Origin of the sequence: Mesorhizobium salmacidum (SeqCode), assembly GCF_037179605.1 — a bacterium.
Classification (GTDB): domain Bacteria; phylum Pseudomonadota; class Alphaproteobacteria; order Rhizobiales; family Rhizobiaceae; genus Mesorhizobium; species Mesorhizobium salmacidum.
Map to the genome: position 1 here is coordinate 208,783 of NZ_JAPYKS010000002.1, position 20,966 is coordinate 229,748.

A 20,966-nucleotide genomic window follows, 5' to 3' on the forward strand; every position below is an offset into this window, starting at 1 on the left:
GTCAGCGGCTCGCCGGCGCGCGGCCATAGAGCAGGAGCATGGCGACGATGACGACGCCATAGATGATCTGCCGTCCCGCTTCCGGCATCTGCATGACCGACAGGATAGATTGCAGCAGTGTGATCAGGATCACGCCGGCGACCGTGCCGAGATAGGAGCCGCGCCCGCCGAGGATCGAGGTGCCGCCGAGCACCACGGCCGCGATCGATGGCAGCAGATAGGCGTCACCCATCGATTGCGCCGCCTTGGAGGCGTAGCCGGCCAGCAGCACGCCGCCAAAGGCGGAGAGTCCGCCGGAGACGGCGAAGGCGATCATCACCACGCGTCTTGTGTCGATCCCGGAGAGATAGGCGGCGCGCTCGCGGTTGCCGATGCCATAGACCGCGCGGCCAAAGCCGCTACGGGTCAGCACGAACACCATTGCGGCCCCGATCAGCGCCCAGATGATGACCGCGTTGGGGACGCCCGGAATGGTGAAGCCGGTGGCCAGGTAGCGCATGGCGCCGGTGGCCGAATCCTGCGGCGAGAAACCGCCGGTGTAGACCACCATCAGCCCTTGCGCGACGGCGTTGGTGGCGAGCGTGATGATCATCGAGGGGATGCGCAGATAGGCAACGCCGATGCCGTTGACGATGCCGATCAGCACGCCGCAGAAGATGCCGAACGGGATCGCCAGTGCCACCCCGGCCGGACCGTAGGCGGCCGCCGCGCAGGCCATCATCGCGCCCGCCGCCACCGACCACGGCACCGACAGGTCGATCTGGCCGAGCAGGATGACCAGCATCATGCCGGTGGCGATGACGCCGAGGAACGAGGCGACCTTGAGCTGCTGCAAGAGATATTCAGGCGACAGGAAGCTGCGCGAATAGAGGCTGCCGACCAACAGCAGCACCACGATACAGGCAAAGGCGGTCAGCACCGCCGGATCGGCGCGGCGGATGAATTTCGGCATGCGGCCGGCAATGCCGCCCGAGGTCGTATCGCTCACAGGAACCACTCCAGCCGGTTGCGGACCCGAAACAGGGCGAAGGCGCCGAGGCTGACGGCGACCAGCAGGATAACGCCCTGGAACAGCGGCTGCCAGAGCGGATCGAAATCGAACACGAACAACAAGTCGCCGATGGTGCGGAAGGCCAGAGCGCCGAAGATGGCGCCGATGGCGCTTCCCTTGCCGCCGAACAGCGACACCCCGCCCAGAACCACGGCCGCGATCGAGAACAGCGTATAGGCGTTGCCGCTGGCATAGGCCGCCTCGCCCGTATAGGTGAAAAAGGTCAGGAACAGCCCGCCGATCGCGGCCAGCAGCCCCGCAAGCGTGTAAGCGGCGAACTTGCCGCGCCTTATCGGCACGGCCGACATATAGGCAGCCGTTTCCGAAGAGCCGGCCGCGTAGGCGGCACGGCCGAGCACCGAGCGGCTGAACGGCACCCAGATCAACAGCACGACCGCCAGCAGCACGACCAGGCTTGCCGGCACCAGATCGAACAAACGCCCCGTCAAAGCATCGGCCAGGTTCTCGTTGACGGAGCCGCCCGGGAAGGGCCGCAGCAAAAGGCCGATGCCGTAATAGACCGCCCCGGTGGCGATGGTCGCGACGATCGGCTGCAGCCTTCCGTAGATCACGATGGCGCCATTGATGGCGCCGCACAGAAGTCCCGCCACCAGCACGGCGATGACGCCGAGCGTGGTCTGCATCGGCGTGCCGACCACCAGCCAGGAGGCCAGGCAGTTGGTGAGAAGGAAGATCATGCCGACGGACAGGTCGATGCCGGAGGTGATGACGACCAGCGTCTGCGCCATGGCGACGAAGGCGAGCAGCACGCCCTTGTTCGCCGCCGTCTGCACGACATTGGCGGTGAAGCCCGCAGGATGATTCGAGGTGTAGATGACGAACATGACGATGAAGATGCCGAGCGCCAGCAGCGTTCCGCGCTGCTCGGCCAGCCAATAGCGCCAATCTTTCACACGCTTGCTCCCAGGCCCACGGGGCTCTCCTCGCCATGGATGTTGAGCGCGCTCGATATCAGCGCTCGTTCGGTGATTTCGGCGCCGACCAGTTCGCGCTTGACCGCCCCGTCATAGAGCACCAGCACCCGGTCGCAGCAGCCGATCAGCTCGTCATAGTCGGTCGAATAGAACAGGATCGCCGCGCCCGCGTCCGCCAGCTTGCGCATCAGTTGATAGATTTCCTGCTTGGTGCCGACATCGATGCCGCGCGTCGGATCGTTGAGCAGGATGATGCGCGGCTGGCGCATCAGCCATTTGGCGATGACCACCTTCTGCTGGTTACCGCCCGACAGCGCGCCGACCGGAATATCGAGCCCCGCCGTCTTGATCGCCAGAAGGCCGACCATGTCGTCGATGAGCCGCTGTTCGGCGGCACGGTCGATGATGCCGCCTTTCGACAGCCGGTCGAGCGCTGCGAAGGACAGGTTTTCGCGCACCGTCATCGGCAGCATTAGTCCCTCGGTCTTGCGGTCTTCCGGGATAAGCGCCATGCCGATGCCATCCTCGCGGGCCGCCGCCGGGCTGGTGATCGTCACCGGCTTGCCGTCGATCAGCACCTCGCCCGAGAGGCCGCGCAGCACACCGAAGAAAGCAAGCAGCAATTCGCGCTGGCCTTGGCCGTCGAGCCCGCCGAGGCCGACCACCTCGCCTGCCCTGACCGTCAACGAGATGTTATCCAGCCGGTCGGCCCAGGACAATTTGCGCGCCTCGAGCCGGGGGGCGGCGCTGGCCGGTGCCGCCGGCGGCTTGGGCGGAAAAATATGGCTGTATTCGCGGCCGATCATCAGCTCGACCACCTCGTTGTCGCTTTTCGAGCCGGCCTTGTAGCTGGCGACATTGCGGCCGTTGCGGAACACCGTGCAGTGGTCGGCCAGTTCGGCGATCTCGTTCATGCGGTGGGAGATGTAGAGCAGCGCCAGCCCTTCCGAGCGCAGCCGCTTCAGCACGCCGAAGATCTTCGCGACATCCGCTGCCGTCAGCGCCGACGTCGCCTCGTCGAGGATGAGGATGCGTGGTTTGCGTGCCAGCGCCTTGGCGATCTCCACCATCTGCCGGCGCGACAGCGGCAGGTCCTTGACCAACGCCAGCGGATGGATGTCGGCGGCGCCCGCGCGCGCCAGCGCGTCCTCGGCGACGCGGCGTTGCGCCTTGCGGTCGATCATGCCGAAGCGTTTGGGCGGATCCGAAATGACGATGTTGTCGGCGACGCTGAGTTCGGGGATCAGCGACAATTCCTGGAAGATGCAGACGATGCCGGCCTTATTCGCCGCACCGGGCGAGGCGAAGGTCACTTCGCGGCCATCCAGCATCATGCGGCCTTCGTCGGGCGCCACGACACCGGCCATGACCTTGATCAATGTCGACTTGCCGGCGCCGTTTTCACCGAGGATGGCGTGGATGCTGCCGGTGGAAACCGTCAGCTCGGCCTTTTCCAGCGCCCGCACGCCGCCATAGCGCTTGGAAATGCCTTCCATGCGAAAGAGTGGAGCCGCACCGTCCATCAACCCTCCCCGGGGCGATTGTGGGATTGCAGGCTGGCGCCGCGGGGTCATCCGCGGCGCCAGATGATAGCCAGTGACTACTGGTTTTCCTTGCTCTGCCCCATGATTTCCTGGGCACTGAAATTGATGCCGCAGGTCGGGAAGGAGTTGCCGACGAAGAAATTGTCGGACTGGTCGGGGAAGAAATCCTGGCCTGCCTTGAAGTTCGGATCCTCGACAATGGCCAGCGGCAGCTTCACCGATTGCGGCACGACATTGCCTTCGAGGGCCGCGATTGCCGTCTTGATTGCCACAGCCACCTGGGCGGGGCCGGTGCCGGCGGACGAGCACTTCAAGCCGTCGGCGGCATGCGCGGCGCAGAACTTGCGAAAACCGTTCTCCGTCTCGCCGCCGAACGGAACGAATGGATGCTTGGCATCCATCATCGCCTGGACGATGCCGGTGTCGCCGCCTTGCCCGGTGATGCCGTCGAAGGGTCCGTTGGTGGCAATCGCGTCCGCCGTAGCTTTCTGGGCAACGCCGTCGTCCCACTTGCCGACCACCTCCGTGACTTCCCATTTCTTGCCCGAGCCGTCGAGCACCTCGTGGATGCCAGCGTGACGGTCCGTGTCAACGGAAGTGCCGGCGACGCCGCGCACTTCGAGCACCTTTCCGCCGTTCGGGACATGTGAGACCAACCACTTGCCCCACAATGCGCCAAGGCCCTTCTGGTCGACATTGACGTTGATGGCATCCTTGGTGTCGAGAATGTTGTCGAAGGCGACCAGCACGACCCCGGCCTCCCTGGCGCGCTTGATGACTGGCCCGAAGGCGGTCGGGTTCTGCGCGTTGACAACGATCGCGTCAAAGCCGGAATCGATGAAATTGTTGATCGCGGAGATCTGCGCCGGGACGTCCTCGCCGGTTGACACGACCTTGAATTCCTTCAGCTTTTTGGCGACATCCGGCTGTGCCGCATACGCCTTGGCGGTCTGCACCATCTGGATACGCCAGGTGTTGGCGATATAGCCGTTGGCGAGCGCGATGCGATATGGGCCGGCCTTCTTGGGGAACTTGAAGAATTGCGTATCGGCTGCCCAGGGGGCAAAGCAGTCCGGCTCGGCTGCTGGTCCCTTGACGACTTCTGGGCCTGCGGCCATCGCCGCTGAGCTCAACATGACGAATGCAGTGGCGGCAACGATGCCACCAACGAGTGACTTGATCATCGATATTCCTCCCAGTTGCAGTTCTGACTTGTTTGTTTAGCTGCAGTACAATGACGTGTTCGCCCCAGCACCTCCCGCCCTGGCCCGCCACGCACGTCAGGTGGCCCGGGCCGACCTGCTCCTCCTCGTTGCTTCTTTAAGCTGCAACGAAAGTATCATATTATCAATAATAAACAAGAAACATTCTGTCGCTTATGTATAATAAACAGCAGTCGAACTTCACACCGGCTCGAATGGTAGCGCTACCAAGAATGCCTGTAAAGGCTGATTTCGGCAGGTTCCAACTGCTTCAACGTGCCGTGCTCTCGCGGCGCTTGAGCTCGAAACCAAGGTCGACGACCCGCTGCTCCGGCCTGTCACCCGATATCGCCGCCAGCGCCATGGCGACCGCGCGCCTGCCGATTTCGTAGCGATGGGTGCGGATGCTGGTGATCGAGGGAAAGGCCACCTGCATCATGTCGAGATCGTTGAAGCCGACAATGCCGATGGTCTTCGGCACGTCGATCGAGGCGCGATGGCATTCGAACAGTACGCCGAGCGCGATGTCGTCATTGTTGCAAAACACGCCGTCGAGCGTCGGCATTTTGGCAAGCGCATCGCGGAACAGCTCGCGGCCAAGCGGCACGCTGGATGGCACCGGCGTGGTGGTGATCAGGCGCGGGTCCAGCAGGCCGGCCTTCTCCATTGCCAGCCGGTAACCAGCCAGGCGCCGCTGCGAGCGCGGGTCCATGCGCGCACCGATGAAGCCGATCCTGCGATACCCCGCCTCGATCAGGTGCTGGGTCGCCGTCCTGCCGCCTTCGAGATGCGAGAAACCGACCATCATGTCCACGGGATCGGGTCCGGTCTCCATCACCTGAACCACCGGGCAACCGGCGTTCTCCAGGAGTTTTCGCGAGGTAGGTGTCTGGTCGATGCCGGCAACGATCAGCGCTGCCGGCCGCTGGGAGCCAAACACCTGCAGCAGCCGCTCTTCCTCCAGTCCGGAATAGTGCGTGTTGCCGAGCTGGATGCGGAACGGGCTGTCCGACAGGCTGTCATAGATGCCGCGCACCACCTCCGCGAAGACGTTGTTGGTCAGCGAAGGCACCAGCACGCCGAACACCTCGGCCCGCGCCGAGGCCAATGCCCGCGCGTTGGGATCCGGCACATAGCCGAGCTCTTCGATGGCGGCCAGGATCTGGCGGCGCAGTTCCTCGGAAACGCGTTCCGGCTCGCGCAGCGCGCGTGAAACGGTGATGGCGCCGACGCCGGCCTTGCGTGCCACGTCAGATAGGGTCGGGCGGCCACCGCCCCGGCGCGAGCGCGGCTTGATCAAGGCCTTGGCCCATGCGCCTGGCCATTCAAGCACGCCCGCAATGCGATCTTTCCAGCTGTCGCCATCTCACCGGCCTGTTTCAGCACCCGTCGGCCCTGGCGTCGCGCAGTGACTGCTTGTTGTCAAGCTGAGCCATTGAGTGGCTGTGCTTGGCCTTCCTCAGGCGGCTACGGCCGCCCTGTGCCTCGCCTTCCACATGAACAGCCCGACCGCCAGTATGTTCAGCAGGTTCCAGGCAATGCCGTTCAGGAACGCGGCGGCGTAGGAGCCCGTCATGTCGTAGATCCAGCCCGACATCCAGCCGCCGATCGCCATGCCGAAAATCGTCGCCATCATGACGATGCCGATGCGCTGGCCGGCCTCCTTGGCCGGCAGGTATTCGCGCACGATGATCGCATAGCAAGGCACGATGCCGCCCTGCGACAGGCCGAAGACCAGCGACACGACATAGAGCGAGGCGAGCCCGTCGAACGGGATATAGAACAGCAATGACAGGCATTGCAGCACAGAGCCGATAAGCAACGTTTTGACGCCGCCGATCCGATCGGCGACAAAGCCCGAGGCAAGCCGGCTGACGACGCCCGCGGCCATCATGATCGACAGCATGTCGGCGCCATGCGCCATGCCGTAGCCAAGGTCCATGCAATAGGCAACGATATGCACTTGCGGCATCGACATCGCCACGCAGCAGCCCAGTCCCGCGACGACCAGCAATATTTGCAGCATCGCCGGCGACAGTGAAATCGACTGCACCGGCCGGCTTCCGGGCGAGCCGGCGGCCGTCGCTTCCGGAGCGCCGCGCCGCAGCAACAACACCAGCGGCACCATGGTGACCAGGCAGAAGACGCCGATGGCGGCATAGGTGAAGCGCCAGCCTTCCGCCTTGATCAGCGTCGGCATGACGGTGGGCCATATCGCTCCGGCGAGGTAGTTGCCGGCCGCCGCCGCCGTGACAGCCACGCCGCGCCGGCGGTTGAACCAGTGCGAGATATCGGCGATCAGCGGCCCGAAGATCACCGATGTGCCGACACCGATCAGCACCCCCTGGGCAAGGGTGAATTGTAGGATCGAGGTCGACAGAGCCGCGAGCAGGAGACCGGCGGAGAGCGCGATCGAGGAAAACAGCGCCGGGATCCAGTAGCCCATGCGGTCAATGGCGCGGCCGACCAGCACATTGCCGGCGGCGAAGCCCACCATGGTCGCGGTGTAGGGCATGGATGCCGCGGCGCGGTCGACGCCGAACTCGGCCTGTACCGCTGGCAGCACGACGACAACGGCCCACATGCCGACCGCACCGATCGTCGCCAGCAGCATCGAGATGGCCAGCCGCATCCAGGCGTAGGAACTATCGATGCCGGGGCTGGGCCGGCTCACGTCGGTTCGCGTCAAAGGCGTTTCCTGTCGGCGGTCTCAACCGTTGCTGTTTTGGCCACTATCGACGCATTCTCGGCGCACAGCAGCGCCACAGCGGGCAAATCCGTGGCTCCAGGCCAATACGAATGCGGGAACCGACGCCAACATCTGGAGTTTCCGATCAGCAACCCTGCAAAGGAGTCCCAGCCATGACCGCCACCAAGCAGAAATGGTCGGCCGAGGTGACCGAGCACAGCAATGCGATGGATCTCGAGGAGCATGTCTTCGAATCCGACGACGCCAAGAAGATCGCCGCCTCGCTCAAGCGGTCGGCCGAACACAGCCACCGCCGCAAGGCCGAGCCCTTCCAGTCCGCCATGTCGATGCTGAATTTCTACATCAACAGGGCCGGCAAAAACCTGCCCGCGGCGCGCAAGAAGATCCTTGAGGACGCCAAGGACGAACTGCGCGCCGCATTCGGGCGTCCAAAGGAGGATTAGCCGCCCTCGCCCGCCAATGGCACCTGACTGAATGGGGCGCCCTATTGTTTGATCTCGGGTTCGACGAGCTTGGCCAGGTTCCGTAGCGACTCCTGCCAACCGAGATAGCAAGCTTCCGCGGGAATGACATCAGGGATGCCGGCCTGGGTGATGTTCACTTCGGTGCCCACGGACACTTTCTTCAACGTCACGGTCACCTCAATTTCGCCGGGCAGGTTGGGATCGTCGAACCTGTCTGTGTAGCGCAGGAGTTCGCCCGCGACGAGTTCGACATACTCACCGCCAAACGAGTGGCTGTCGCCAGTGGTGAAGTTGCGGAACGACATTTTGAACGTGCCGCCGACCTTGCCCTCGAACTGATGGACCGTGCAGGTGAAGCCGTTCGGCGGAAGCCATTTGGCAAGCGCATCGGCCTCGAGAAACGCGCGATAGACCTTCTCCGGGCTGGTGGTCAGAACGCGATGCAGACGAACGGTGCTGGGCATGTCAAATTCTCCTTCCTGGTTTCCTGTTCGATACCCCAAGGACGGGTAACACACAGCCCATCCGACACAGGCTCTCGAATTTTTGGCGGTGCCGGCCCGAATTGCTTCGACGGCCTCCAAGGCGGAAACAGCCGAATGCCGAATGCCTGTATCGGTGAATTCTACCGCGAACGGATGACGTTGTCGGTATTGGCCAGCAGCTTGCGCACGGCATTGCGCGCCGCATCGGGCCGCTGCAGGCGGATATTCTTTTCGATTGCCTCGTGCATCTTCTGGGCGAGCTGCAAGTCGTCGAGTTCCCGGGTCGTGTAGGCAAACAGGTGATCGAAGGCGGATTCGATCAGCACGCCGAGCGGCACCAGCAGATCATTGCCCGAGGCACGCAGGATGGCGAGGTGGAAGCGGGTGTCGGCGCGGGTCCGCTCCTGCAAACTTTTCGCCTCGCCCATCTCCCGGCAGGCCTGGCTGATCTCGGCCATCTGCTCGTCGGTCCGCCGCATGGCGGCAAAGGCGGTCGCTTCCGGCTCGATGATGTGGCGGAATTCCTGCACCGTCCTCAAGAACACCTCGCGGTCCGGCGACGTCGCGTACCAGGCAAGCACATCGCGGTCGAGCAGGTTCCAGCGTTCCTTCGGTTCGACCCAACTGCCGATCTTGGGGCGCGATGCCAACAGGCTCTTGGCCATCAGCATCTTGATCGCCTCGCGCACCGCCGACCGGCTGACGCTGAAGGTCTCCGACCATTTGGCTTCATTGGGCAGGATGGTGCCGGGCGGATAGTCGCCGCGCACGATCCGCAGCCCAATCTCGCTCGCCAGCGACGCATGCACACTGGAGCCCGGGATACGCGCCGCGTCGGGCCGGCGAGCGCCGGTCGGGCGCTCGGCGGCTACAGCCTTTTTGGGCGATTTTTCCTTGTTCGGCCTCGCGTCCCGCATGAGTTCCAGAAAGGCCGGTTTAGGGAAGCTGTCAAGCGCGGTGCGGCCGTGGGGCGGTAAAGCCGGCTTCTATGCACAACCCAGCCGCGATTCGACCTCGCTCAGGCGGTCTTGACGTATTTGCGCCAGCTATACTCGGGCCGGAAGCCGAGCATGTCGCGCGCCTTGCGGTTCGACAACAGCGTCTGGTATTCGCCGAGTTCGCCCTTGACTGGCACGCCGGGATAAAACCGCTTCAGGAGTTCGGCGGTCGGCAGATCGGACGAGGTGTCGTCGTTGGCGGCGTTGAACACCTGGTAGCCCAGCCCGTCCTTCTCGATGGCGCGCAGCGTGATCTGACCAAGGTCGCGCGCGTCGATGTAGCTCCAGGCGATACGTTTGCGAAAGCCCGGATCGGCGAACCATTTCGGAAACAGCGAATACTCATGCGGCTCGATGACGTTACCGATACGCAAGGCGTAGATGTCTGTGCCATTGCGCTGCGCGAAGGCGCGCGCCGTCTTCTCGTTGACGATCTTGGAGAGCGCATAGCTGTCCATCGGATCAACATCGTAATCTTCGTCGAGCGGGAAATGCGTGGGGTCGCGCGGCTCGTTGGCGAACACCAGGCCGTAGGTCGTCTCGCTGGAAGCGATGATCACCTTGCGGATGCCGAGTTTCACCGCGGCCTCGATGACATTGTAGGTGCCCATCGCATTGATGCGGAACACCTCGTTGTCGGGCGTGATCATGATGCGTGGGATGGCGGCGAAATGCACCACCGCGTCGACCGGCTGCGGCCGCAGCGACGGATCGAATTCGTGCAGCCCCATATAGCTCGACAGCGCGTTGAACACCTGGCCGCTGTCGGTGATGTCGGTGATCAGCGTGCGCACCTTGGGATTGTCGAGCGGCCGGGTGTCGATGTTGAGCACCTGGCAGCCCTGCTCCACCAGATATTGCACGACATGGCGCCCAGCCTTGCCGCTGCCGCCGGTGAACATGATCCGCTTCGTCATTTCTGGTCTCCACGAAAGTCCTGGGATTGACGTGTATTGTCAGACAATATTGCTTTCCGCAACCGTCTATGGCTAAAACAGCGGCAACATTATCGATAATCGCAAACAGGACAGCTAGCATGAACACCACCGCCGCCAGCGAGAAGATCGGCTTTGTCGGCCTTGGCCTGATGGGTCACGGCATCGCCAAGAACATCGTCGACAAGGGGTATTTCCTGACCTTCCTCGGCCGCAAGAACCGCAAACCGGCGGAGGATCTTCTCGGCCGAGGCGCCCACGAGGCATCGACCTCCCGCGACGTGGCGGCGGCATCCGATATCGTCTTCATCTGCGTCACCGGCTCGCGCGAGGTGGAGGCCATTATTCGCGGTCCCGGCGGCCTCAAGGAGGGGTTGAAGAAGGGGTCGGTCGTCGTCGACTGCTCCACCTCCGATCCGGTCTCGACGGTTGCACTTGCCGCGGAACTCAACGCGATTGGCGTCGACTATGTCGACGCGCCGCTCAGCCGCACCCCGAAGGAAGCCTGGGAAGGCACGCTCGACGCCATGGTCGGCGCGCCCGACGCCGTCTTCGCCAGGGTCAAGCCTGTGATCGACACCTGGGCCGGCCGCATCGTCCATATCGGCGACACCGGCGACGGCCACCGCATGAAGCTGCTCAACAATTTCATCTCGCTGGGTTATGCCGCGATCTACTCCGAGGCATTGGCCCTGGCGGAGAAGGTCGGCATCTCGCCGCCGCGTTTCGACAGCGTCATCCGCAACGGCCGCATGGATTGCGGCTTCTACCAGACGTTCATGCGCTGGACGCTGGAAGGCGACCGCGACGCCCACAAATTCACCATCGCCAACGCCTTCAAGGACCTGACCTATCTGGAATCGATGGCCGGTGCGGCCGGCATCGCCAACCCGCTCGGCAACGCCACCAAGAACTCCTTTGCCGGCGCCCACGCAACCGGTCCGGCCGAGCAGTTCGTGCCGATGCTGGCCACGCACATCGCCAAAGTGAATGGCGTCGACCTGATGCCGATGAAGGACGGAAAGAAGCAGACGATCTGAGACCCGGACCGCCGGCGGGCCTTACCGCCGGCCCCTTCCGATCCCCTCATCGGTGTCGGCAAGCAGCTTGTGCACGGCGTTGCGCGCCGCCGCGGGCCGCTGCAGGCGGATGCTCTTCTCGATCGCCTCGTGCAGTTTCTGCGCCCGCCGCTGATCGCCGACCTGGCGCGTGGTGAAGACGAAGAGATGGTCGAGCGCCGATTCGATCAGCACGCCGAGCGGCACCAGAAGGTCGTTGCCCGAGGCCCGCAGGATGGCGAGATGAAAGCGCGTGTCGGCACGAATGCGCTCGGGCAGGTTGGCCGCCTCGCCCATCTCGCGGCAAGCCAGGCTGATCTCGGCCATCTGCTCGTCGCTGCGCCGCATGGCGGCAAAGGCGGACGCCTCCGGTTCGATGATGTGGCGGAACTCCTGAACGGTGCGCAGGAACGCCTCGCGATCCGGCGCGGTCGCATACCAGGCCAACACGTCGCGGTCGAGCAGGTTCCAGCGCTCCTTCGGCTCGACCCAGCTGCCGATCTTGGGACGCGACGCCAAAAGGCTCTTGGCCATCAGCATTTTGATCGCCTCGCGCACCGCCGAACGGCTGACATTGAAGGTTTCGGCCCATTTGGCTTCATTGGGCAGAATGCTGCCAGGCGGGTAGTCGCCGCGCACGATCCTGAGGCCAATCTCGCTGGCGAGCGAGGCATGGACGCTGGACCCGGGAAAGTGCGCCGCATCCGCCCTGCGCAAGGCTGCCGGGTCGCGACTGGCTCGCGCCTTGGCCCGGCCGGCTTTTCTCTTTGCCTTCTCGTCCGGCATCCACGTTCCAATAGGTCGGCCGCCCGTCACCCGGATTGATCTGAACCCGCGCGGCGCACCGATCCGTTGCCGAAAATCCAAACCACGGACGAGTCAAAGCCGGAGCCTGCTGCCCCAACCAAGGCGTCCTGTTGAAGAATTGGAGAGGAAACGGGGCGCTCGTTGGCGAGCGCCCCGAATCTCGGCCTATTTCTGGATGCAGGTGTCGACCGTGTCCTTGGTGCATTCGTCGAGACCGGTGAACACCGGATCGGCGACCTTCTTGCCTTCGACCAGGTCGATCATCACCGATGGCGCCTTGTAGCCCATTTCGAAGGGCCGCTGGCCGACCAGCGCGGTGACAAGGCCGTCCCTGGCGATCGCCACCTCGTCGCCGATCGTGTCGGCGGCGCCGATGACGAAGTCGTTCTTGGCCAGCCGGTCCTTCAGCGGTCCGACCAGGTCGCGATAGGGCTGCGGCGCGCCGAACAGCGGCCAGCCGCCCATGATGCCGAACGCATCGAGCTTGGGGTTGGCGGCGAGGATGTCGGTCATCGCCTGAACGCCCTTGGCGCCGTCGTCATTGGTGAACACCGGGCAGCCGGAGACTTCCGTCCAGCCGCCTTCGCCGGCAAGTGCCGTGAGGCCTTCCTTGCCTGTCAGCGCGTCGCGCATGCCTTGCGCGCGGCGCAGGATGTTGTCCGCCGCGGGATTGCCCTCGATGGTGCAGATCGTGCCACCATTCGGCTTGGCCTTCTTGATGTACTCGCCGATCTTCTTGCCCATCAGATAGTTGTCGGTGCCGAGATAGGTCTTGCGCAGTGCCGCGTCCTCCTTGGCGAGGTCGGCGTCGACGGTCATGATCGGGATCGACGGATTGGCGCTCTTGATCGTTTGCGCGATCAGCGGCGCGTTGGACGGCGAGATCGCCATCGCCACCGTGTCGGCCTTGCTCAGCATATCCTGCACGATCTGCGCCTCGCCGGCCTCGTCGGAAGTCGATGCCGGGCCGGTGTAGAAGCATGCATATTCCGAGCTGGCGTTTTCCTTGTTCCACTTCTCGCAACCCTGGTGGATGGCTTCGAAGAATGGATTGTCGAGGCCTTTTACCACGATGACGAGCTGCTTCTTGGCCAAAGCCGGCCCGGCGCCCAACGCCATGGCGGCGACGGCGGCGAGCAATACTGTTTTCCTCATGTCAGTCCTCCCTTGGAAACAGACGGACACGGCGTGCCCGCCACACAAACCAGCCCAGATGCGAGATGACTGAGACGCGTGCGCTCATTCAATCCGGCTAAGCCGATAAGTATTTTCAGATGCGACCAGCTCAGCGATGACGCCGGCAGATCGCCAAAACCCTTCTGCCGGTAGCGCGCCGATGGCGTCGTCAAAGCCGGCATGTCTTCCTCCGAGGCTCAACTAATAACGGCTTGCCGCCAACGTCAATGCTATTTGTCCTACAAAACGGATTTTTCAAAAACGCACGGCACTATTCGTCTGACAATTGCCTGTTCGACAATTGACGCCCGCGACGCCATTCGCGTAAATGACCGCATCGCTGTCCCCGGGAGGAGCTGGGGAAAGCCAAGGGAAGCTGTCGCCTGTCCGTGGACGGATGGGCCAGACATGGGAGGCAAAGACTGGTGGCGGTTCTCGAACTCACCAACATCTCGAAGCATTTTGGCGCCATCCAGGCTGTCAACGACGTGTCGCTGTCGATCGAACCGGGCCAGGTTGTCGGCCTGATGGGCGACAATGGCGCCGGCAAGTCGACGCTGGTCAAGATGATAGCCGGCAACTTCCGGCCGAGCCACGGCACGATGCGGATGGATGACAAGGAACTGATCCTGCACAAGCCGGTCGAGGCGCGCCAGCACGGCATCGAGATCGTCCACCAGGACCTAGCGCTCTGCAACAATCTGACGGCGGCGGCCAACGTCTATCTCGGGCGCGAATTGCGCCGTGGCGTCGGCCCGTTCCGCATCCTCGACTATACCGCGATGTACAAGCGCGCCGGTCAGATCTTCGCCGAGTTGAAATCCGAGACCCGCCCGCGCGACCTCGTCAAGCAGATGTCGGGCGGCCAGCGCCAGGCGGTGGCGATCGCCCGCACCATGCTGTCGCAGGCCAAGATCGTGCTGATGGACGAGCCGACGGCGGCAATCTCGGTGCGGCAGGTCGCCGAAGTCTTGAACCTCATCCGTCATCTGCGCGACCAGGGCATCGCGGTGGTGCTGATCAGCCACCGCATGCCCGACGTCTTCGACGTCGCCGACCGCGTCATCGTCATGCGGCGCGGCAGGAAGGTCGCCGACAAGGCGATCGCGTTGAGTTCGCCCGAGGAAGTCACCGGGCTGATCACCGGCGCCATCGAGCAGGTGGCATGACAATGGCGAACCCGGATTTCACCGCGCATCGGCAGCGCAGGAAAGGTCTATAATGGCAGTCACCCTTGACCAGACGATCGCGCAGAAGCAGCACAGCTTCCTGTCGCGCCTGTTCTCCAGCCAGACTTTCTGGGTGGTGATCGCCGTCATCCTGGCCTGTATTTTCCTGTCCTTCGCCACCGACGCCTTCGCCACCTCGAAGAACCTCTACAACATCACCCGCAACATCACCTTCGTCGCCATCGTCGCGCTCGGCATGACCTTCGTCATCATCACCGGCGGCATCGACCTGTCGGTCGGCTCGGTGCTGTGCCTGTGCTCGATGGTGCTGGCCGTCACCATGCATGCCGGCTATTCGATCGAGATCGGCATTCTGGCCTCAATCGTCACCGCGCTCGTCATCGGTGCCTTTAACGGCATTTTTATCGCCTACCTGGGCTTTCCGCCCTTCGTGGTGACGCTCGGCATGCTGTCGATCGCCCGCAGCCTTGCCATGGTCGCCTCCAACAACACCGTCGTCTTCCAGTTCGGGCCGGACCACGACAAGCTGCTGGCGCTTGGCGGCGGCGCGTGGGTGTTCGGCATCGCCAATCCGGTGCTCTACATGATCCTGCTGGCGCTGATCACCGGCTTCATCCTGCGCTGGACGAAGTTCGGCCGCCATATCTTCGCCATTGGCGGCAACGAGCACGCCGCGACGCTGACCGGCGTGCCGGTGCGCCAGATCAAGGTCGCCGTCTACATGATCTCGGCGCTGTCGGCCGGTATCGCCGGCATCATCGAGACCGGCTGGCTCGGCGCCGTCACCACCAATCTTGGCAACGGCATGGAACTGCAAGTGATCGCCGCCACCGTCATCGGCGGCGCCAATCTGGCCGGCGGCGTCGGCACCGCCTTTGGCGCCATTGTCGGTGCTGCCCTCATCGAGGTGATCCGCAACAGCCTTGGCCTGCTTGGCATCAACGCCTTCTGGCAAGGCACCTTCATCGGCGGCGCCATCCTGCTGGCGGTTTTGTTCGACCGCATCCGCAACTTCAGGCGCAGCGACTAGCGCTGCATCCTCCTTCCCCCTTGTGGGGGAAGGTGGCCTCGCGAAGCGAGGTCGGATGAGGGGTGTTCCAGGGAATACCAACGCCCACTCCGCTGGAACACCGCGCTGGAGCGCTATTCCTTTCGCCTCCTATCGCTCAGTCTGAAAATCCGTCGCCAAGAACCCTTGCGAGCGCACGTCCCGGCCCCGTAGCTTGACGCGAGCCAGCACTCAGCCGCACAATCCCCCTGCAGGCGAAGGGAGGCCAGTCGCTTGCGGGAGGATATACCCATGACGGAAGCGATCAGGCTCTACTGGGGCCGGTTCGGACATGTTTCTGTCCTGAATGTCGCGAGCGACTTCGTCACCCATGCCCATGTCGAGGCACATCTGATCATCTGGCTCGAAGGCACCGCCGGCGAGATGAGAATCGGCCGCGAGACGGTCCGCCTCGGCCCGGGCACCGCCGCCGGCATCAACTCGCTCCAGCCGCATAGCCACGTCCTGTCCCAGGATGGCAGGCCGGGTCTGTTCCTGGCCTTTTACATCGACCCGGACTGGGCGCGCCGGCGCCGCGACCTCCCGTCCAGCGCGCCGCTGTTTTCGCAGGCGGCGATCGCGCTCGAGCCGTGGCTGCACCAGGCCGCCGCCAGCCTGCTCGATCATCTCACCGACAATGAAAGCGTCGACGATGTCGCCAATTACGAGATCGAGCGCTTCATCGACTCCGTGCTCGATGCCGCCGACGCTTCGGCACCGCAGGAGGCGCGCGGCCGCATAAACACGATGCAGGATTTCCGTGTCCGCAAGGCGATCCAGCTGATGAAGGCCAATGTCTGCGAGCGGATCTCCTTCGACGACGTCGCCCGCGCCGTTGGCCTGTCCAGGCCGCATTTCTTCGCCTTGTTCAAGGAACAAACCAATCTGACGCCCAACGTCTACTGGAACACGCTGCGCATGGAGGAAGCGGTGCGGCAGCTGCAATGGTCGCGGGAGCCGCTGATCTCTGTCGCCTGCAATCTCGGCTTCACCACGCAAGGCAATTTCTCGCGCTTCTTCCGCGATCATGTCGGCGTGCCGCCGACGCTCTACCGCGAGGCCGCGCGGGCGACGGCCTGAACCGGCAGCCATCTGTTTTTCAGACTGGTTGATACACACTCAAGACGCATTGATAAGCGCTGCCCGCTCTGGCGCCCTACCCTTGCCGTAACGATCATTCGGAAGGGAACATTTTATGGCGAAAGTCACCATCTCCAGCGTCATCGACGCGCCGGTCGAAAAGGTCTGGGCGCGCATACGCGACTTCAACGGCCTGCCGGGCTGGCATCCGCGCATGGTCGAAAGCCATATCGAGGACGGCGAGGATTCCACCACGATTGGCTGCGTGCGCAACTTTCAGCTCGCCAGCGGTGCACGGCTGCGCGAAAAACTGCTCGACTTTTCCGATGACGATTTCCTGGTCAGCTATTCCATCCTGGAAACGCCGCAGCCGCTCACCAACCATAAGGCGACGCTGCAGCTCAGGCGCGTCACCGACGGCGACCGCACCTATGCCGAATGGACCGCCAGCTTCGACGCGGCCCCGGAGGAAGCCGACAAGCTGGCCGAGGGCATGGGAACCAATGTTTTTCAAGGCGGCTTCAATGCATTGAAGAGCCATTTCGCCGGCCAGAGCTGAAGGAGCGGGCCATGGCGCTGGCGTTGCAGACATTCTCGACGGTGAAGGACGCGGATGCCGCCCTGAAGTCCGCCGGCACGCGCTATCTCGGCGGGGGTACACTCGTCGTCCGTGCGGCCAATGAAGGCGATGTCTCGGTCTCCGGCCTTGTCAGGTCGACCGACCCGGCGCTGTCGGCCATCGCGGTCAGCGGCGGCAAGGTCCGCATCGGCGCCTCGGTGACCATGGCGGAGATCGGCCGCCATCCGGAACTCGGTACCCTTGCCAAGGCCGCCCGCGCTGTCGGCGGCCCGGCGATCCGCAATATGGCGACCGTCGGCGGCAATCTGTTCGCGCCGGCGCCCTATGGTGATTTCGCCGTCACCCTGCTGGCGCTCGATGCAACGGTCGGCACCGATGACGGCGAAACGCCCATCGAGACCTTCCTGGCCGGACGGGACGATAGTCGCGCCATCGTCACGTCGGTCAGTTTCACCAAGGCCGACAGCTTCCGCTTCCTCAAAGTGTCGCGGGTCAAGCCCAAGGGAGTCGCGGTGCTCAGCATCGCCGTCGTTCTGGAACAGGCTGGAGACGGGACCGTATCCTCGGCGCGGATCGCGCTCGGCTGCATGGCCGATCGGCCGATGCGTGCCAAGGCAGCGGAAAAGGCGCTGCTCGGCAGGACGCTCGATCCGGACGGCATCGCGGCAGCGCTGGCCGCCGCCACCAAAGGCACCGCGCCCATCACCGATCCCATCGCCAGCGCCTGGTATCGCGCCGAAGTCCTGCCGGTCCACCTCGGCCGGCTGCTGTTGAGTTAGCCTGAAACACGTCGGGGGGGCGCCCTTGCCCTGGCGGCAAGCGCGCAAGGAGGAAGAATGGCAAAGGTCCCGGTTCAATTCACGCTCAATGGCTCTGAAAAGGCCGAATTCATCGACAGCGGCACGACGTTGCTCAATGCCTTGCGCGACAAGATCGGTGACACCTCGCCGAAGGGCGGCTGCCACCAGGGCACGTGCGGCGCCTGCTCCGTTATTATCGACGGCGAGTTGAGGCTCTCCTGCCTGACGCTGGCCGAGACCTGCAACGGTGCAACGATCACCACCACGTCGGGCCTTGCCGAAGGCGGCGTGCTGCACCCGCTGCAACGGGCTTTTCTCGACACATTCGCCACCCAATGCGGCTTCTGCACGCCGGGCATGATCATGGCGGCCAAGGTGCTGCTCGACCACACCCCCAATCCCAGCCGCGAGGACGTCGTCGAGGCGCTGTCTGGGAACATCTGCCGTTGCACCGGCTACGAGCCGATCATCCAGGCGGTGCTCGCCGCCGCCCGCGCCAATTCGCAGAACGCGGCTTGAGGGACCAAAGCATGGAACTACGCAAGAGCTACTTCGCCGATGTCCGCAAGGACGATCTGCACGAGATCGGCCAGCCCCGGCCACGCTCGGATTCGCCCGGCCACGTCACCGGCAGAACCGCCTATTTCGCCGACCGTAATTTCCCCGGCATGCTGCACCTCAAGATGGTGCGCAGCCCGCACCACCATGCCCGCATCCGCTCGATCGACACCTCCGAGGCCGAAAAACACCCAGGCGTTGTCAGAGTGCTGACGGCCAAGGACGTACCACACAATGTCTACACCATCCTGATCCTCATCCAGGTCGGCCCTGAGGACGAGACGGTGCTGGCCGACGGCAAGGTGCGCTGGAAGGGCGAGGCCGTGGTGGCGGTGCTGGCCGAAACCGAGCGGGCCGCGCAGGAAGCCGCCGCCAAGGTCAAGGTCGACTATGAGGTGCTGCCCGCCGTCTTCGATATGGAGGAAGCGCTGAAGCCCGGCGCGCCCATCGTCAACGAATATCACGGCCAGAACTATTACCTCTATGACAGCGGCGCGTGCCGCAAGGTGCGCTTCGGCGATGTCGAGGCGGGCTTTGCTCAAGCCGATCACGTGCTGGAACAGAGCTACCAATCCTCGCCCATCGAGCACGCGCCGACCGAGACCACCGGCTGCGTGGTGGTGCCCGAAGGCAATGACCGCTTCACCTGCTACACCAACACGCAGGCGATGTTCTTCACCCTCGACAACGCTTCGATCATCCTGCAGATGCCGGGCAGCAAGCTGCATTTCGTCGGCGGCACGGTCGGCGGCGGTTTCGGCGGCAAGGTTGATGTCATCGTCGAGCCGATCGCCATCCTCGGCGCAAAATTAACCGGGCGACCGGTCTGTTTTATCTACAGCCGCGAGGAGGAGATGCAGATTTCATCGCCCCGCGCGGCCGAAAAAGTCGTCATCAAGGACGGCGTCATGAAGGACGGCCGCATCGTCGCGCGGAAAGTCACAGGCTACACCGATGCCGGCGCCTACTCCCGCCACTCGCCCTATGGCGCGCAGAAGGGGGCGGGCCATTATCCCGGTCCCTACACCATCCCGAATGTCTGGATCGACACCTACTGCGTCTACACCAACCGCACGCCATCGTCGGCCATGCGCGGCTTCGGCGTCACCATCGGCGATTTCGCGCTGGAGGTTCAGATGGACAAGCTCGCGCGGCTGATCGGCATGGACCCGCTCGAATTCCGTTTCATCAACGCCTATCGCGACGGCGACATGAAGGCCCATCGCCAGCCGACGGAGGGCGCAGCACTGATCGAATGCATGCAGGAAGCCTCGCGCGCCGCCAACTGGCCGGTGGCGGAGAAATTCATGGCGATGTCCTCCTACAAGAACGGAGCTTGAGATGGCGATCAGGCGCGGACGCGGCGTCGCCGCGATCAACTATCCCACCGGCATGAACCTTGGCGGCGACCCGACCCAGGCGCTGGTACATTCGACCCCGACCGGCAATTTCATGGTGACGCTGTCGTCGGTCGATCTCGGCCAGGGCATGAAGCAGATCATGGCGCAGATTTGCGCAGAGACGATCGGCGTGCCGACCGACCGCGTCGTTGTCGACACCGCCGACACCGATACCGGCCCGCATTGCATGGGCACCTTCGCCTCGCGCGGCACCCACCGCGCCGGCAACGCCGTCATCCAGGCCGCCAGGGAAGCCCGCCAGGTGATGCTGGAAGTGGCGGCCGAAGAGCTGGAGGTGAACGCCTCGGACCTCGAAACCGACGGCCAGGGCAACATACTGGTCAAGGGCGCGCCGCAGAAATCCATCTCGATCTTCGATGTCGCGCTGTCGGCGCATTTCAAGCGCGGCCGCTCGATCTCCGGCCGCGGCATGTTTTTGATCCCGCGCTCATATCCGGAGAAGGAAACCGGCGCGATGAAGCCGTCGACCTGTTATGCGCACGCCTGCACGGTGGCGGAAGTCGAGGTCGACGACGAGACCGGCGAAGTCACGGTGCTGACAGTGAAGAACGTCTTCGAGATCGGCCGCGCGCTGAACCCGAAAATGGTCGAGCAGCAGCTGGTCGGCGGCTCCTGGATGGGCATCAGCCACGCGCTCTACGAAACGACCGAGCCCTATTATCCCAACCGCGACCATGGCGGCACCGACTTCAACCAGTATCTGATGCCTGGCCCCGGCGACCTCGCCGAGACCGAGATCATCGTGCTGGAGCGGCCTTCGGCCGACGGACCATATGGCGCCAAGGGTCCGGGCGAGATGTGCGCCAACCCGCAAATACCGGCGGTCGCCAATGCCGTCTTCGACGCCATCGGCGTGCGCATCGACACGCTGCCGATCACGCCCGAGCGCATTTTGCGCGCGCTGAAAGCGCAAGCGAACTGAGT

The 20,966-nt window shown here is 63.8% G+C and carries 22 protein-coding genes; 10 read left to right on the plus strand and 12 right to left on the minus strand.

The features are described from left to right. Position 1: 1 nt before the first annotated feature. The 6 genes from O7A60_RS03565 to O7A60_RS03590 all read right to left on the minus strand — a co-directional run bounded on the left by O7A60_RS03565 (position 2) and on the right by O7A60_RS03590 (position 7,421). Positions 2–988, minus strand: a complete 987-nt coding sequence (locus O7A60_RS03565) for an ABC transporter permease (RefSeq protein WP_337105043.1) — start codon at positions 986–988, stop codon at positions 2–4. After that, the gene (locus O7A60_RS03570; RefSeq protein ID WP_337105044.1) at positions 985–1,965 is read right to left on the minus strand and encodes an ABC transporter permease; all 981 of its coding nucleotides are present in this window, start codon (positions 1,963–1,965) and stop codon (positions 985–987) included. Before O7A60_RS03570 ends, O7A60_RS03565 begins: the two co-directional genes overlap by 4 nt. After that, positions 1,962–3,509: a sugar ABC transporter ATP-binding protein gene (locus O7A60_RS03575; protein ID WP_337105045.1), complete on the minus strand. Its 1,548-nt coding sequence runs from the start codon at positions 3,507–3,509 to the stop codon at positions 1,962–1,964. Before O7A60_RS03575 ends, O7A60_RS03570 begins: the two co-directional genes overlap by 4 nt. A gap of 77 nt (positions 3,510–3,586) precedes the next feature. Beyond that, a complete protein-coding gene (locus tag O7A60_RS03580; RefSeq protein WP_337105046.1) occupies positions 3,587–4,714 on the minus strand; it encodes a sugar ABC transporter substrate-binding protein in 1,128 nt (375 codons plus the stop codon). Positions 4,715–5,003: 289 nt separating this feature from the next. After that, on the minus strand, positions 5,004–6,032 hold the full coding sequence (gene gntR, locus O7A60_RS03585; protein WP_337105199.1) for an HTH-type transcriptional regulator GntR: 1,029 nt from the start codon (positions 6,030–6,032) through the stop codon (positions 5,004–5,006). Between the two features lie 159 nt (positions 6,033–6,191). Continuing rightward, positions 6,192–7,421, minus strand: a complete 1,230-nt coding sequence (locus O7A60_RS03590) for an MFS transporter (protein ID WP_337105047.1) — start codon at positions 7,419–7,421, stop codon at positions 6,192–6,194. 173 nt (positions 7,422–7,594) lie between these two features. On the opposite strand from O7A60_RS03590, the gene O7A60_RS03595 reads away from it, so the two are divergent. After that, the gene (locus O7A60_RS03595; RefSeq protein WP_027141554.1) at positions 7,595–7,885 is read left to right on the plus strand and encodes a DUF3175 domain-containing protein; all 291 of its coding nucleotides are present in this window, start codon (positions 7,595–7,597) and stop codon (positions 7,883–7,885) included. 41 nt (positions 7,886–7,926) lie between these two features. Here the strand turns inward: O7A60_RS03595 and O7A60_RS03600 are convergent, their stop codons facing one another. From O7A60_RS03600 to O7A60_RS03610, 3 genes are all read right to left on the minus strand, one after another. Then, positions 7,927–8,370: an SRPBCC family protein gene (locus tag O7A60_RS03600; protein WP_140811990.1), complete on the minus strand. Its 444-nt coding sequence runs from the start codon at positions 8,368–8,370 to the stop codon at positions 7,927–7,929. 161 nt (positions 8,371–8,531) lie between these two features. Further along, positions 8,532–9,308, minus strand: coding sequence for a FadR/GntR family transcriptional regulator (locus O7A60_RS03605; protein WP_337105048.1), 777 nt, complete (start codon positions 9,306–9,308; stop codon positions 8,532–8,534). A 101-nt stretch (positions 9,309–9,409) separates the two neighbouring features. Further along, positions 9,410–10,306 carry an NAD-dependent epimerase/dehydratase family protein gene (locus tag O7A60_RS03610; protein WP_337105049.1) on the minus strand — a complete coding sequence of 299 codons (897 nt, stop codon included), beginning with the start codon at positions 10,304–10,306 and terminating at the stop codon, positions 9,410–9,412. A gap of 119 nt (positions 10,307–10,425) precedes the next feature. Between O7A60_RS03610 and O7A60_RS03615 the strand changes: the two genes are divergently transcribed. Further along, on the plus strand, positions 10,426–11,364 hold the full coding sequence (locus O7A60_RS03615; RefSeq protein WP_337105050.1) for an NAD(P)-dependent oxidoreductase: 939 nt from the start codon (positions 10,426–10,428) through the stop codon (positions 11,362–11,364). A 21-nt stretch (positions 11,365–11,385) separates the two neighbouring features. Here O7A60_RS03615 and O7A60_RS03620 read toward each other — a convergent pair whose 3' ends face one another. From O7A60_RS03620 to O7A60_RS03630, 3 genes are all read right to left on the minus strand, one after another. Continuing rightward, a complete protein-coding gene (locus O7A60_RS03620) occupies positions 11,386–12,168 on the minus strand; it encodes a FadR/GntR family transcriptional regulator (RefSeq protein WP_337105051.1) in 783 nt (260 codons plus the stop codon). A 186-nt stretch (positions 12,169–12,354) separates the two neighbouring features. Beyond that, positions 12,355–13,344, minus strand: a complete 990-nt coding sequence (locus O7A60_RS03625) for a sugar-binding protein (RefSeq protein WP_337105052.1) — start codon at positions 13,342–13,344, stop codon at positions 12,355–12,357. Further along, entirely contained in the window at positions 13,341–13,547 is a 207-nt protein-coding gene (locus O7A60_RS03630; RefSeq protein WP_337105053.1) for a hypothetical protein, read from the minus strand. Before O7A60_RS03630 ends, O7A60_RS03625 begins: the two co-directional genes overlap by 4 nt. A gap of 243 nt (positions 13,548–13,790) precedes the next feature. Here O7A60_RS03630 and O7A60_RS03635 point away from each other — a divergent pair, with 243 nt between their 5' ends. From O7A60_RS03635 to O7A60_RS03670, 8 genes are all read left to right on the plus strand, one after another. Further along, the gene (locus O7A60_RS03635) at positions 13,791–14,534 is read left to right on the plus strand and encodes an ATP-binding cassette domain-containing protein (protein ID WP_337105054.1); all 744 of its coding nucleotides are present in this window, start codon (positions 13,791–13,793) and stop codon (positions 14,532–14,534) included. 52 nt (positions 14,535–14,586) lie between these two features. Beyond that, positions 14,587–15,585, plus strand: a complete 999-nt coding sequence (locus tag O7A60_RS03640) for an ABC transporter permease (RefSeq protein ID WP_337105055.1) — start codon at positions 14,587–14,589, stop codon at positions 15,583–15,585. Positions 15,586–15,855: 270 nt separating this feature from the next. Further along, the gene (locus O7A60_RS03645; protein WP_337105056.1) at positions 15,856–16,683 is read left to right on the plus strand and encodes an AraC family transcriptional regulator; all 828 of its coding nucleotides are present in this window, start codon (positions 15,856–15,858) and stop codon (positions 16,681–16,683) included. 115 nt (positions 16,684–16,798) lie between these two features. Continuing rightward, positions 16,799–17,242: an SRPBCC family protein gene (locus O7A60_RS03650; protein WP_337105057.1), complete on the plus strand. Its 444-nt coding sequence runs from the start codon at positions 16,799–16,801 to the stop codon at positions 17,240–17,242. 11 nt (positions 17,243–17,253) lie between these two features. Next, positions 17,254–18,042, plus strand: coding sequence for an FAD binding domain-containing protein (locus O7A60_RS03655; protein WP_337105058.1), 789 nt, complete (start codon positions 17,254–17,256; stop codon positions 18,040–18,042). Positions 18,043–18,099: 57 nt separating this feature from the next. Beyond that, a complete protein-coding gene (locus tag O7A60_RS03660; protein WP_337105059.1) occupies positions 18,100–18,582 on the plus strand; it encodes a (2Fe-2S)-binding protein in 483 nt (160 codons plus the stop codon). 11 nt (positions 18,583–18,593) lie between these two features. After that, a complete protein-coding gene (locus O7A60_RS03665) occupies positions 18,594–19,961 on the plus strand; it encodes a xanthine dehydrogenase family protein molybdopterin-binding subunit (protein ID WP_337105060.1) in 1,368 nt (455 codons plus the stop codon). A gap of 1 nt (position 19,962) precedes the next feature. Next, positions 19,963–20,964 carry a xanthine dehydrogenase family protein molybdopterin-binding subunit gene (locus tag O7A60_RS03670; RefSeq protein ID WP_337105061.1) on the plus strand — a complete coding sequence of 334 codons (1,002 nt, stop codon included), beginning with the start codon at positions 19,963–19,965 and terminating at the stop codon, positions 20,962–20,964. The last annotated feature ends 2 nt before the right edge of the window (positions 20,965–20,966 follow it).